Below are 13619 nucleotides of genomic sequence, written 5' to 3'. Positions count from 1 at the left end.
TGCCAGCTGAACAGATAAGGGCTGATCGTGGTGCCCAGGATCGCGACGACGGCGGTAGCGTAGGCCGCCGTGCCGTGGAAGGCCGGCAGAATCGTTCCCTTCAGCGCATCGCCCCAGGGCACCTTCACCGCAAAAACCGTCGCCACATAGGTAAGAAGGCTCAAGGCGAGGAACTTCAGGATCGGTGCGTAACGGTTGAAGGGCACGTACACCTGGAGAACGGTCGACGCCACGGCGAGCACGCACGCGTACAACAGGATCGGACCACCGACCAGCAGGTTGACCGCCGCACCCATCGCACCCAAATCCGCACCGATGTTGATGACATTGGCCACGACCAGCAGGCTGGCGAGAACCCAGACCCAGGGCACCGGGAAGTTTCGCGTCATGTTGTCAGCCAGGCCACGGCCCGTGACCCGGCCAATGCGCGCGCTGATGAGCTGGATCCCGATCATCAGCGGCAAGGCCAGGAGCAGGGTCCACAGCGTGGCAAAACCGAACTGTGCACCTACCTGCGAATAAGTCGGCACGCCGCTGGGGTCGTCATCGGCCGCGCCGGTGACCAGGCCACCACCGAGTCGTTTCCACCAAGGTGCGCTCGACGAGGACGGGGTATCGGTCATGGCATCTTCGGAGGAAGGGGCAAACGTTCAGCGCCTGCTGACGGGCGGGCTGCGCGTCGCGGCGTCACGCCCGCGTACATCGGGTTCGGTTGTCGGCGCAGATCCTTGGGGGATTGCATGGCGACGAACTGGCACGGCTGCTGCAGGGCGCGCCGATCAGCGATGCGATCGCACGGGAGATGGAGTGGGCCATGCATCGGCCGGCCCGGTGGAAGGACCAGACGCACGACGCGCTGACGCTGAGTTGACGGGTCTTGCCGTGCGGCGTCCAGCAGGGCTGGCATGCTCACCGTCGTGCTACGCCGAGGCGGCCGGGTCGGCTGCGTCGGCCGGCGGCACCGCCGCGTGGTCCTCCGGCGCATTGCTGCGCGCCTGAGCGGCTTTGCGCACATAGGTCTTTCGTAACTTGTCGAGCGTGGCCTGGTCGAGACCTTCCAGGTCCATCAGTTCGTCGTTGGCATGCTTAAGAGCGCTGATGATCTCGTCCAGCTTCAGATGCACCGCGCATGCATCGCGGTTTTGAGAGCTTTGAATCAGGAACACCATCAGGAAAGTGACGATGGTGGTGCCGGTGTTGATCACCAGCTGCCAGGTTTCGCTGTAGTGGAAGGCCGGGCCACAAGCGGCCCACACGGCCACGAGGGCGGCGGCACCGATGGACGCCGTCGGCGACCCGGCCGCGCTCGCCGCCCAGGTGGTCAGACGATTGAAAAGTGAGGCCTTAGTCACCGCGCGATCTCCCGAACGAAACGCCTAGTGTATAGACGCCTTCAACCTTTCTCGTAGCTTTCGAGCGGCTCAGCGCGTCACTCCACCTAGGCCTTGGCACGATCCTCATAGCTTGCGCCCCTGCTTGCCCGGATCGCGCATGGTCGTGTCTGCCCACCGCCGACCGCGTCCTTACCAGTCCCCCATCGCTAGGGTCATCGGACGCCACAGGCTAACGTGGTACGGTAAGGGGTTGCCCTCCGCTAGCGATCCTCATGAGCATGCCCACGACGACCTTCTCCCGAACGTCTCGCGCCGACGGCCGCACCTGGCTGGCTCTGGCCACGGTGATCCTGTTCTTTGTCGCCAGCGGTTGGCTGGCCGCGATCAACGTGCAAACCATCCGCACCGGCAATGCCAACGTCATGCGCTCGCACGAGGCAGTCGCGGCGCTAACCAACGTCTTGTCGAGCCTGCAGGACGCCGAGACTGGCCAGCGTGGGTACCTGCTCACCGGCAACGAGGGCTACCTGGAGCCTTACCGCGCTGCGGTCGGCGTCATCCCGGGGCGTCTTGACGTCGCGCGTGCGGCGATGTCGGACGATCCGGCGCAGGTGGCCAGGCTGGTCGAGCTGAAGGCCCGCACCGGGGACAAGCTCGACGAACTGGCCCAGACCATCGCGCTGCGTCGCAAGCAAGGCCTGGAAGCCGCCCTCGCGGTGGTCAATTCCGACCGCGGCAAGACGGCGATGGACGACATCCGCGCACGCTTGGCCGCGATGGGCGCGGCGGAAGCCGAACAGCGCGCGCGGCGGCTTGCCGAGATGGAACGTGCCTACGCCACCGCCCTGATCTCGGGCGCCGCCAGTGCGTTGCTGGGCGTCGGACTGACTCTGTTCGTTGGCGTCGTGATCCGCCGCACCAACCGCGCACGGAAGCGCGAGGCCTGGCTGCAGGCCGGCCGTCTGGAACTGTCCAATGTGCTCGCAGGCGATCCGTCGGCCGAGGAGCTCGGACGCGCCGTCGTTGGGGTCTTGACGCGCCTGTCGGGCGCGCAGGCTGCGGTGGCCTTCGCCGCGGAGCGTGGCCGACTGGTTCCGCTCGCCACGACCGGCCTGGCCGGCACCGCGGCGGTGCATGACATGACGGCTGACAGCAGCCTGCTGGGTCGCGCCGTGGCCGATGCACGGCCGCTGGTCATTCACGATGTACCGGAGGCGTACTTCCGCATCGGGTCCGCACTGGGCGAGGCGCCGCCGCGGCATCTGGTGATCGCTCCGGCGATCAGCGAGGGCCGCGTGCAAGGCGTCATCGAACTAGGCTTCTTCCGGCCGGTGGCGGAAGAAGTCATCGAGCTGCTCGATCAGGCCTCCGCCGCGATCGCTGTGGCGCTGCGGTCGGCCGCCTACCGCGCTGACCTGGCCCGGCTGTTGGAAGAAACCCAGCGTCAGGCCGAGGAATTGCAGACCCAGAGCGAGGAGCTGCGCGTTTCCAACGAGGAACTGGAAGAGCAAAGCCAGGCCTTGCGCGTCTCGCAGGCGGAGCTGGAGAGCCAGCAGGCCGAGCTGGAGCAGACTAACGTGCAACTCTCTGAGCAGACCGACGAGTTGGCCGCGCAGCGCGACGCCTTGGCTGCGGCGAACCTGGCGATGGATGCGAAGGCCCAGGAGGTGCAGAAGGCCAGCCAGTACAAGAGCGAGTTTCTGGCCAACATGTCGCACGAATTGCGCACGCCGCTCAATTCGGCCCTGATCCTGTCGCGCCTCCTGGCCGACAACGCGCAAGGCAACCTGACCGAGGAACAGGTCAAGTTCGCTCACACCATCCACGCCTCGGGCACTGACCTACTCACCCTGATTAACGACATTCTGGATCTTTCCAAGATCGAGGCCGGTCATGTCGAGCTCCATGCGGAGCCTTTGACCGTCGAGCGCCTGGTGGCGGACCTTTCCGCGCTGTTCGAACCCATCGCCCAGGACAAGGGGCTGACGTTGAGTGTCGCCGTCGATCCGGATTGCCCGCCAGTCATCGAGAGCGACCGCCAGCGGATCGAGCAGGTCCTGAAGAACCTGCTCGCAAACGCGATCAAGTTCACTGACACCGGTAGCGTGAGCGTGCACGTGCGCGCCGAGCGGGGAGGTCGGATGCGCTTTGATGTAATCGACACCGGTATTGGCATCCCGGCGGACCAGCAGGCGCGGATCTTCGGCGCCTTCCAGCAGGCCGACGGCTCGATCAGCCGCCGCTTCGGCGGCACCGGTTTGGGCCTGTCGATTTCGCAGGAGCTGGCCCATCGCCTGGGGGGTGAGATCACCGTGGCGAGTGTGCCGGGGCAGGGTAGTACGTTCAGCCTGTCGATCGCCACGCGTCTATCGGCCACGGCCGCAACGCATACCGCTGGACGCAGCTCACCGGCGCTTCAGGCGCACGCGCTACCGGCCGCACCGGTGCCACCGCCGCCGTCGCCCGCGCCGACGGCTGGGGAGCGAGCGGCACCCGCACGACCGGACGGACGGCTGATCCTCATCATCGAAGACGAGCCGGTCTTTGCCGACATCGTTGGCGAGCGCGCCGAAGCGTTGGGCTTCGCCACGCTCGTCGCAGGTTCCGCGGCCGACGGCCTGCGCCTGGCGCGGGAGCAGCTGCCCGACGCGGTCGTGCTGGACATCGGCCTTCCGGACCAATCGGGCCTGTATGTACTGGACATCCTTAAGCACGACATGCGCACGCGACATATTCCCGTGCATATGGTGTCGGCAACCGACCACGCGCACGCCGCCCTGTCGCTGGGTGCGATGGGCTACCTGGTCAAGCCGGTGACTTCCGAAGCCTTGACCGATGCGCTGATCTCGCTTGAGCGCCGGCTGTCGCTGCGGCCGCGGCGCGTCCTCGTCGTCGAAGACGATGCGGTGCAACTGGACGCGGTCAGCCGTCTACTGAACTCCGCCGAGGTGGAGACCGTCGGCGCGCGCACCGCGGCCGAATGCCTCGAACAGCTGGCTCATCAAACCTTCGACTGCATGGTCCTGGACCTGTCGTTGCCCGACACCTCCGGGTTTGCCCTATTGGAAACCTTGAGTACGAGCCAAAGCCACGCGTTCCCGCCGGTTATCGTCTACACCGGGCGCGAGCTGTCGGCTGCCGAAGAGCAGCGCCTGCGCCGATATTCGCGCTCGATCATCATCAAGGGCGCGCGCTCGCCCGAGCGCTTGCTCGATGAGGTGACCCTGTTTCTGCACCGGGTCATCCAGGACTTGCCCGAGAGCCAGCAGGGCATGATCCGCTTGGCCAAGGATCGTGACGCGGTGCTGGAGGGCAAGCGGATCCTCCTGGCCGAGGACGACGTGCGCAACGTGTTCGCGCTGATGAATGTGCTTGAGCCGCACGGCTGCAGCGTGACGATCGCACGCAACGGCCAGGAGGCCATCGATGCATTGGCTGACGCCGCGGAGCCTCCGGTCGATCTGGTGCTGATGGACATCATGATGCCGGTCAAGGATGGCCTGACCGCGATGCGAGAGATCCGCCAGAACCCGCGCTGGACCAGGGTGCCGATCATCGCGCTGACCGCCAAAGCCATGGCCGATGACCAGGCGCAGTGTCTGGCGGCCGGTGCCAACGATTACATGGCTAAGCCGCTGGATGTGGACAAGCTGCTTTCGTTGCTACGGGTATGGCTGGCCGGTTGAGGTGGGACCCAGGCCCGGGCGGCGCGAGCGGAACGGGCAGGCGCGGCGCACCACGGTTTTGGCCCGACCCCGCGCGCAGGACGCCCAGTGTGTAGAACCTATGATAGCCATCCCAGTCGTCGCCCTTTGCTAGGACGACGACTGGCCGCCGATGTACCTCATCCGGCACGGAGCCGCGCTAGGGAAAAGAGCAGAAACGTCGTCAGGCCCGCTTCAACTCGGCGATGAGTACTTCCTTACGAGCGGCCATGGCCTGACCCAGCTCGGTAAGCTCGGCCTTGCTGAGCAGCTTCTTCGCGTCCTTGAACATCTCCTTTTCCTCCTCCTCGATGTGATGCTCGATGAGCTCCTTCAGCACCTTCGCCCGCCCCGAGAACTGCTCGGTCGATGGATCCGTACTGAGCAGGTCCGGGAGCACCAGATCCTCGGCCGCGCGGTGCTCCTCCAACGCCTCGAAATACATCTTGGCTTCTTCCTTCTGACCGGCGGCTTTGAAGGCCGGGTAGAAGATGTCCTCCTCGATGGTTGTGTGCGCCTTCAAGTTGATGGCGATTTGCTGGAGCAACTCGCCGCGTTTCTTTACCGCGCGGGTGGTCGAGTCGGCGAGCGAACTGAGCAGTTCCTTGACGAGCGCGTGGTCCTGCTTCAAGAGGGTGATGGCATCCATGGGATTCTCCTGGCGGTGGCTGGGAGAGGCGAGCCTCGCAAGGCCATGGTGACGGCCGCGTCGAACGGCAGGCGTCCCCTGCACCTGGGTGGGGTTTCCGGCGTCGATCACCGCCACCTTGGCATCCGGCGCGGCGGCGCTCTCGGTTCGCAACCACCACACGCCGGGCCGCCATTGGCGAAGGCAACGAAGGCAGTACCGAAAGCCGACGTAACCGACGGAGGATCGATGATGATGTGTTTCGTGCACGTCCTTTTTGCTAGCTTGATGATGAGCGCCGTCGGCGGCCGCCAGGCCGATGTGGCCCGGCAGAATCGGGCGGCCGACCAGCACAAATATGCCGGCTACGGATACCAGCCGGGAACGCAGGGTTACGCTGACTGCATAGCGCGAGACACACGTCGCGAGATCAGGCCACGGACAACGACCGGAGTGACGCAATGAAGGCACGCAGCATCGGTCGCAACGGGGATGAGCGGTTCCCGGTCTGCGCCACGTCGACGATGGAAAACCGCCTGGGCACCGAGAACAATGCTTGGTACGGGCCCGAATGTCGCAAGACATAGCGTGACAGCGCGCGACCCCCACCTGGGTGACCAAGCGTGGGCGCTCTGAAGGACGGCGAGCCTGCGCACAACCGCGGTCAGCCTAGAGCGTGCGTTCGGCCGCTGATCGAATCCCGTGACCGCTGTGCCCACGCAACCGCCCATGCCATGGGCTCCTTGTCATGGCGCCCTTGGCTTCCTGAGCAACTGCCTGCCGAAATCGCTTCTGCGCTGCGGCTCGCGCCGGGCGCCCATCGGCGTCTACCGTATGGTCGACGTAACGTGAACGGCATTGGACCAAAACTCAACACCGCCCATGCGTTCCGAGGGCCATGGTCGCCGCATGACCAGTGGAGAACGCCGTGAGCCAGGAAAACCCCGGAACGAAAACCGACCTGACGGGACCAGCCGACACGTCACCTCATCAATACGACGAGGGCACGTCCAACCGTGTGGAAAAGAAGCCGGCACCCAAGGAGTCGCCGCAGCAAGAGCATGACAACGAAGACCAAGGCTGAGGAGACCGACATGGCAGACCAGGAGCATAAGGTGCAGTCCGGCGATCGCAACCTCAACTACGTCGCTAAACAGGACAAGCCCCAGCAGGACAAACGCGACGCCAAGATTCAAAAGGGCGAGAAGAAAATGGACAAGGCGTCAAAGCGCGACGAAGGCGTGCGGTAGGCAGGAGATTGTCCGATGACAGATCGTACCGACGCGGCCGACGCCACCCCGGGGGACGAGACCGCGGGTGGGTGGGGCTCCGTCTCCGGCATGGGCAAGGTTTACGCGCGGGAGCGTCCCGTGGGGGCCGTCGAGACCCTGCGGCGACAGAACAAGCCGCGTGGTTTCATGTGCACCTCCTGCGCGTGGGGCAAGCCGGCTAGCCCTCATTTGTTCGAGTTTTGCGAGAACGGCGCGAAGTCGACGATATGGGAGTTGACAAGCGATCGCTGCACGCCGTCGTTCTTCCAGGCGCACACCGTCACCGAATTACGCAGCTGGCAGGACTACGACCTGGAGATGGTCGGCCGGCTAACCGAGCCCTTACGCTACGATCCATCCACCGACCGGTACGTGGCCTGCACCTGGGACGAGGCCTATGAAGGCATCGCATCGGCGCTCAATGCACTGTCGCCACCAGAGGCGGTGTTTTATGCGTCCGGGAAAGCGTCGCTGGAAGCGTCCTTTCTGTATGCTTTGATGGCTCGCGTCTACGGCAACAATAATCTGCCCGACAGCTCAAACATGTGTCACGAAACGACGTCGGTGGGGCTCAAAAAGGTGACCGGCTCGCCGGTGGGAACCTGTGTCCTTGAGGACTTTGAACACTGCGACGCCATCTTCTACTTCGGCCAGAATCCCGGCTCCAATAGCCCCCGATTTCTTCATCCCCTGCAGGACGCCGTGAAGCGCGGCTGCAAGATCATTACCTTCAATCCGGTCCGGGAGGCCGGCTTGCTGCATTTCATCAATCCGCAGAATCCCCTGCAGATGGTGACGCAGACACCAACCGACCTGTCGCACATGTACCTTCAGGTCCGGCCGGGTGGCGACATCGCCGCTTTGATGGGGATCTGCAAGCACGTGTTCGCGAGCGACGCTGCGCAGCGTCACGCGGGCGCCGAAGGCCTTCTGGATCGCGCGTTCATCGAAGAACACACGACAGGGCTTGAGACGTTTGCCGCGGCAGCCGCGCAGGCATCGTGGGAGGACATCGAACGGCACTCCGGGCTTACCCGGTCCGATCTCGAGGCAGCGGCCGATGTCTACGTTCAGTCCCGCAATGTGATCGGTGTCTACGGCATGGGGCTGACCCAGCACGTCCATGGATCGCAAAGCATCGGCATGCTGGTCAATCTGCTGCTTCTGCGCGGAAACATCGGGCGCGAGGGCGCGGGGATCTGTCCGGTGCGTGGCCATTCCAATGTGCAGGGTCAGCGCACGGTCGGCATTTCCGAAAAGCCCGAGCTGGTGCCGCTGGATCGCCTCGCGGAACTATTCGCGTTCGAGCCGCCGCGAAAGAAAGGCCGGACCACGGTCGAAGTGTGCGAGGGCGTGCAAGACGGGTCGGTCAAGGCGTTCGTCGGCCTGGGCGGTAACTTCGTGCGCGCGATACCCGACCGTGATGCCATGGAACCGGCCTGGCAGAGCCTGGACCTCACCGTCTACGTCGCCACCAAGCTCAACCGTAGCCACGTGGTGCACGGCAAGGCCAGTTATCTGCTGCCGTGCCTGGTCCGCTCCGAGACCGACGTCCAGGCGGGTGTTCCCCAGGCCGTGTCCATCGAGGACAGCTTCAGCCATATCCACGGCTCCATGGGGCATGCCACGCCCGCCAGTGCGCACCTGCGTTCGGAGACGGCGATCGTTGCCGGCATGGCGAACGCATTGCTGCCCGCGCATCCGAAGCGGCCCTGGCTGAGTTGGGGCCAGGACTACACGCGGATCCGGTCGTTGATCGAGGCGACCTACCCGGATATGTTCCGCGACTACTCGGCGCGGATGTTTCACAACGGCGGCTTCTACCGAGGCAACCCCGCCCACGAACGCCAATGGAAAACGGAAAGCGGCACGGCGGAATTCACCACACCCACTGTCCAGACCGCCCTGGGCATCGGTGATGCGGAAGGCCGGCTGCACCTCATCACCATGCGTTCGAACGACCAGTTCAACACGACGATCTACGGATTCAGCGATCGCCTGCGCGGGCTGGAAGGCTCACGCATGGTGCTTCTCATGGCGCCGGACGACATGGCCGGGCAGGGTGTGCGTCCCGGCGACGTGGTGGCCCTGGTCACCGATGCAGGCGACGGCGTGGTAAGGGAAGTGTCCGGCCTCACGGTGACGGCGTTCAAACTTCCCAGAGGCTGCGTCGGCGGTTATTACCCGGAAATGAATCCTCTGGTGCCACTTTGGTACCACGACGAGGCATCGAAGACGCCGGCGGCAAAAGGCGTGCCCGTACGGATTCGTCGTGCGGGCTAATTCGTCCGGAGCAGGAAGTCACTGAGGGTCAGCATGATCAGGATGCCGACCCAGATGATGCCAAATGCGAGCGCGAAGCGGGCGCTCGGCCCGCCTTCACCGGGGCGCATGAACACGATCACCACAATCGCAGCCTTCGCGCAGGCGATCCCCACGGACAGCACGGGATTCCATGGCCCCAATCGCATGCGTGAGAGCACAACGCTGGCCGTGAGCAGGGCCGCCAGCGCCAGGAGGGCAAAGACAAACCGCCGTGCTTTGGGAACGACCGCGCTCACGAGCGACCCACCTGGTAGTAGAGCGGGAAGACAAAAATCCACACGATGTCCACGAGGTGCCAGTACAAGCCCACCACTTCGAGCGGCGTGTAGTACCTGGGACTCAAGGCGCCGCGCCGGACGCGGACGGCCATCACCGTCACCAGGACGACGCCGATGAAGACGTGCAGCCCGTGAAAGAGCGTGGTCACGTAGTACAAGAGGAAAAACAGCTTCTCGTGCACGCCGGTGACCCCAGGCTCGTCATAGCGCACGCCTGGGATTACGCCCGCACGGTAGTCGTCGACATATTCGAGGCCATGCACGGCCAGGAACGCCACACCGAGCAGCGCAGTGACGAGCAGAAGCAACAACGCTGCGCGCGGTCGGGCGATCTGCACCGCTCGGATCGCCATCACCATGGTGAAACTGCTCACCAGCAAGATGCCAGTCTCGATGGCGCCCAGCCAAGGGTCCGTGTGCCGGCTCGCGGCGGCGAAGGCATCCCCCCACAGAAGGCGCATCACCGTGTAACCGGCAAAGAGCACCCCGAAGAACAGGATTTCCGTTGCCAGGAACGCCCACATGCCTAGCGTCGACGCGTCGCGTTGCTGCAAGGCGTCGTCGAACTGCTCGGCGAGGTGGCTGGGACGGGGTGTCATGGATGGTCGTACGCGTAGGGCCCGTCGGTGACGACGACGGGCGTGTCGAAGTTATGTGTGGGCGGGGGCGACACTGTCGTCCACTCAAGGCCTGCCGCCTCCCAAGGGTTGGCCGTGGCCTCTTTCCCATAGCGCATCGACCAGAGGAAGTACCCGATCGGCAGGATGTACGCCGCAGCCAGCAATACGGCACCGGCGGACGAGAGGACGTTGAGCAGCGCGTATTCGGGCGGGTACTGGTAGTAGCGCCGCGGCATCCCTTCGGCGCCTGCGATGAACTGCGGGAAAAACGTCAGGTTGAAGCCCAGGAACATCAGGATCGCGGCAAACCGGGCCCATGCCTCGGAATACATCCGACCGGTGATCTTGGGCCACCAGAAGTGGATACCACCCAGGTAGGCCATCACCGCGCCACCGACCATGATGTAGTGGAAGTGGGCCACCACGAAGTAGGTGTCGGTCAGGGTGACATCGAGCGCGGTGGCGGCAAGGAACAGACCGGTGAGTCCGCCAATCATGAACAGGCCGACGAAGCCCAGCGCATAGATCATGGGCGCGCCGAAGGCGATATCGCCCTTGTAGAGCGTCGCCGTCCAGTTGAAGACCTTGATGGCGGACGGCACCGCGATGATGAAACTCAGGATCGAGAAGACGATGCTGGCATACATGGACTGGCCTGCCACGAACATGTGGTGACCCCAGACGAGAAAACCGACCACGGCAATGCCGATGATCGAGTACACCATGAAACGGTAGCCAAAGATGCGGCGGCGCACGCTGGCGGTGATGAGTTCGCTCACCACGCCCATGGACGGCAGCACCATGATGTACACCGCCGGATGCGAGTAGAACCAGAAAAAGTGCTGGAAGAGGACCGGGTCACCTCCAAGCGACGGGTCGAAGATTCCTACGCCAAACAGTCGCTCGGCTGCAAGCAGGGCCAGGGTCATCGCAAGCACGGGTGTGGCCAGCATCATGACCAGTGACACGCCGTACATCGACCAAACGAAGAGTGGCAGTCGGAACCAGGTCATGCCCCGGGTGCGCATCGTATGGATGGTGACGATGAAATTCAGGCCCGTGAGGATCGAGGAGAAGCCCACGATGAACACGCCCACGACAGCCAGCACGACGTGGGAATTGGAGAACAAGGTCGAGAACGGGGTGTAGAACGTCCAGCCGGTGTCCACCCCGCCCAACAGCAGGCACGCGACGGTGAATAAGCCGCCCGCCATGTACAGGTACCAGCTGAACAGGTTCAGCCGGGGGAAGGCGACATCGCGTGCGCCGATCATCAGGGGCAGGAGGAAGTTACCCAGCGTGTTGGGGATCGAGGGAATCAGGAAGAACCACACCATGACCACACCGTGGAAGGTGAAGGTCTTGTTGTAGGTTTCCGCACTGATGATGTCCCCCTGCGGGGTTGCCAGTTCCAGTCGGATCAGCGCGGCGGCCAGGCCACCGAGGATGAAGAAGAAGGTGATCGCCACCGCGTACAGAATGGCAATGCGTTTGTGGTCGTGCGTCAGCAGCCACGAGCGCAGGGTCGAGCCATCGACCAGATAGCTCGGTGTGGCATGTTCAGCGGGCATGGGCAGGCTCCTGGTCCGTGCCGCGGACTTTCAGGTACGCGATGAGGGCGAGGATGTCCGCCTCGCTGATGCGGTTCTGGTAACTGGGCATGATAGGCGCATAGCCTGCCGCCACGTCGCTGGCAGGCAGGGTGATGCTGTCGTGCAAATAGCGGTCGTCGGCTCGCACCTGGCGGCCATCGGCAAGAGGCACGGTGCTGCCAAACAGGCCATTCAGCGCGGGGGCATGCACGGCCGCTCCGGGATCGTGGCAACCGGCGCAGCCATAGCGCGTGAACAGGGTGCGGCCCTGCATCGCCAGAGTCTGTGTCCCATGGCCGGCCAGCCAGGCGGCGTGGTCCTGCGGGCTTTGCACCACCACCGTCCCGCCCATGCGGGAATGATCGGTTCCGCAGTATTCGGCGCAGAAAAGGTCGTACGTGCCCGGTCGGGTCGGGGTGAACCATTCGTCCGTATAACGCCCCGGCAGGACATCCTGTTTGACGCGAAAGGCAGGAATGGACACGTCGTGGATCACGTCCTGAGAAGTCATCACCAGCCGGATCGGCTGGCCAGTGGCCAGATGCAGCGTATTGATTTCCCGCTGGCCGCCAGGGTGCTCGAATTCCCACATCCACTGTTTGCCGATGACATACACCACCTCGGCATCGCGTGGCGGCGTGCGCAAGTCGACCCAGAGGCGAATGCTCCAGACGAAAATACCGACGAACAGCGCCAAGGGGACCAGTGTCCAGGTCAGCTCGATGCCCAATTGCCGGTGTGACTCGCCGCTTCGATCCACGTCACGGCCCCGTCGGAAGCGCACGGTGAAGACGATCATCGTGATGAACACGGCCAGGATGACGACGACGCTCAGCCCAAGCAGCGCATTGAACAGCGAATCGATTTCCGTACCGAAGTTGGATGCGCGCGGCAACAACGTCATGCGGATCTCCCGCGCAGGCGCCACCACAGCACGAGCATGACGATGACAAACCCGCAGCCCAGCACCATCATCAAACGTGAGACCAACAGACTGTAGCGGCCCGTCGCGGGGTCGTAACCGCAGCAAAAAAGCACCAGCTGGTCGAGGACCGTACCGATCTGGCCGCGTGAAGCGTCGATCAGGGCGAGCGACAGCGAGCGAGACGGGTAACTCACGCCGAAGAAGTACTGAGCGATGCGTCCCTGGCCGGTGAGGATAATGGCCCCCGCCGGGTGGGCGAACTGCTTGTTTCGTGCATCGTAGAAATAGCGAAAACCGGCGGCATCAGTGAGCTGGCCGATGGCCGCCGGCGTCGCCGTGGCAAATGTCCAGTCCTCGACATGACCACCGGGGCCCATCGCCGCGAGCATGCGCCGCGCCTTGCGTGCGTCGGCCGGTGTTTCGCGCGGATCAATGCTGATGAAGACGATGCGATAGTCGTCCGCCGGCGACAGCTTCATCCCCGCCACCGCGTGGGCGAGGGCATGCAAGGTGACATCGCACAGGTTCGGGCAGCGGTAGTAGCCGAATGCCACGACAAGCGGCTTGCCGGCTGCTATGGCCGCGAGGCGGGTAGGGTGTCCGTCGGCATCGACCAGCGGCGTGTTGACGGGCATGGGCCGCCTGAGGTGTTGCTCGAACGCGACGCGTTCTTTGAGGTCCGCCGGCGGTGGCAGCGGTGAGCCCGCGTGGGCCGCGAAGGCCGCCAGGGCGAGGACGATCCAGGCGAGAGCGCGATAGGCCATCACGGCTGTTTCTCCCGGGCCAGGATCGCCATGGCGCGCTCCACGGGGACCCGGGCCACGGTGTGCTCGGCGTTGACCCAACCGTAGCCATTCGCGCGTGCCTGTTGGGCCCTGACCGCCGCGAGGTCGGCGGCCGGATGGGCCTGCAAACGGGGCGAAGCGGCGGGAGGAACGGGTT

The 13619-nt window shown here is 64.3% G+C and carries 13 protein-coding genes; 5 read left to right on the top strand and 8 right to left on the bottom strand.

Going from position 1 to position 13619, the window contains the following annotated elements; genetic code table 11:
• On the bottom strand, positions 1 to 623 hold a 623-nt coding region (locus ACTHLF_RS03425), incomplete at its 3' end, for an NRAMP family divalent metal transporter (RefSeq protein WP_440324893.1).
• Between the two features lie 89 nt (positions 624 to 712).
• Between ACTHLF_RS03425 and ACTHLF_RS03420 the strand changes: the two genes are divergently transcribed.
• A complete protein-coding gene (locus tag ACTHLF_RS03420; protein ID WP_440324891.1) occupies positions 713 to 871 on the top strand; it encodes a hypothetical protein in 159 nt (52 codons plus the stop codon).
• A 49-nt stretch (positions 872 to 920) separates the two neighbouring features.
• Here the strand turns inward: ACTHLF_RS03420 and ACTHLF_RS03415 are convergent, their stop codons facing one another.
• A complete protein-coding gene (locus tag ACTHLF_RS03415) occupies positions 921 to 1352 on the bottom strand; it encodes a low affinity iron permease family protein (RefSeq protein WP_440324889.1) in 432 nt (143 codons plus the stop codon).
• Positions 1353 to 1756: 404 nt separating this feature from the next.
• On the opposite strand from ACTHLF_RS03415, the gene ACTHLF_RS03410 reads away from it, so the two are divergent.
• Positions 1757 to 5020: a response regulator gene (locus ACTHLF_RS03410; protein ID WP_440324897.1), complete on the top strand. Its 3264-nt coding sequence runs from the start codon at positions 1757 to 1759 to the stop codon at positions 5018 to 5020.
• Positions 5021 to 5222: 202 nt separating this feature from the next.
• Here the strand turns inward: ACTHLF_RS03410 and ACTHLF_RS03405 are convergent, their stop codons facing one another.
• Positions 5223 to 6020: a hemerythrin domain-containing protein gene (locus tag ACTHLF_RS03405; protein WP_440324887.1), complete on the bottom strand. Its 798-nt coding sequence runs from the start codon at positions 6018 to 6020 to the stop codon at positions 5223 to 5225.
• Between the two features lie 574 nt (positions 6021 to 6594).
• On the opposite strand from ACTHLF_RS03405, the gene ACTHLF_RS03400 reads away from it, so the two are divergent.
• Genes ACTHLF_RS03400 through ACTHLF_RS03390 form a run of 3 tightly spaced genes read left to right on the top strand, consistent with a single transcriptional unit; the run spans position 6595 to position 9220 of the window.
• Positions 6595 to 6750, top strand: coding sequence for a hypothetical protein (locus ACTHLF_RS03400; protein ID WP_440324885.1), 156 nt, complete (start codon positions 6595 to 6597; stop codon positions 6748 to 6750).
• A complete protein-coding gene (locus tag ACTHLF_RS03395) occupies positions 6728 to 6916 on the top strand; it encodes a hypothetical protein (RefSeq protein ID WP_440324883.1) in 189 nt (62 codons plus the stop codon). The genes ACTHLF_RS03400 and ACTHLF_RS03395 overlap by 23 nt, the downstream gene beginning before the upstream one ends.
• Positions 6917 to 6931: 15 nt before the next feature.
• A complete protein-coding gene (locus tag ACTHLF_RS03390; RefSeq protein WP_440324881.1) occupies positions 6932 to 9220 on the top strand; it encodes an FdhF/YdeP family oxidoreductase in 2289 nt (762 codons plus the stop codon).
• Here ACTHLF_RS03390 and ACTHLF_RS03385 read toward each other — a convergent pair.
• From ACTHLF_RS03385 to ACTHLF_RS03365, 5 genes are read right to left on the bottom strand one after another with little or no spacing between them, the layout of a single operon-like run.
• On the bottom strand, positions 9217 to 9498 hold the full coding sequence (locus ACTHLF_RS03385; protein WP_440324879.1) for a hypothetical protein: 282 nt from the start codon (positions 9496 to 9498) through the stop codon (positions 9217 to 9219). The two genes, ACTHLF_RS03390 and ACTHLF_RS03385, sit on opposite strands and share 4 nt — an antisense overlap.
• Positions 9495 to 10139 carry a cytochrome c oxidase subunit 3 family protein gene (locus ACTHLF_RS03380; RefSeq protein ID WP_440324878.1) on the bottom strand — a complete coding sequence of 215 codons (645 nt, stop codon included), beginning with the start codon at positions 10137 to 10139 and terminating at the stop codon, positions 9495 to 9497. The genes ACTHLF_RS03385 and ACTHLF_RS03380 overlap by 4 nt, the downstream gene beginning before the upstream one ends.
• Positions 10136 to 11731, bottom strand: a complete 1596-nt coding sequence (ctaD, locus tag ACTHLF_RS03375; protein ID WP_440324876.1) for a cytochrome c oxidase subunit I — start codon at positions 11729 to 11731, stop codon at positions 10136 to 10138. Before ctaD ends, ACTHLF_RS03380 begins: the two co-directional genes overlap by 4 nt.
• Positions 11721 to 12656 carry a cytochrome c oxidase subunit II gene (coxB, locus tag ACTHLF_RS03370; protein ID WP_440324874.1) on the bottom strand — a complete coding sequence of 312 codons (936 nt, stop codon included), beginning with the start codon at positions 12654 to 12656 and terminating at the stop codon, positions 11721 to 11723. Before coxB ends, ctaD begins: the two co-directional genes overlap by 11 nt.
• Positions 12653 to 13441 (bottom strand): SCO family protein, encoded by a 789-nt coding sequence (locus ACTHLF_RS03365; protein ID WP_440324895.1) that lies wholly within the window; start codon positions 13439 to 13441, stop codon positions 12653 to 12655. Before ACTHLF_RS03365 ends, coxB begins: the two co-directional genes overlap by 4 nt.
• Between the last annotated feature and the right edge of the window lie 178 nt (positions 13442 to 13619).

This window comes from Luteibacter sp. (assembly GCF_051958795.1).
Taxonomy (GTDB): domain Bacteria; phylum Pseudomonadota; class Gammaproteobacteria; order Xanthomonadales; family Rhodanobacteraceae; genus Luteibacter.
The sequence above is the reverse complement of the archived record's forward strand: the minus strand, read 5'-3'. Positions and strand labels throughout refer to the sequence as shown.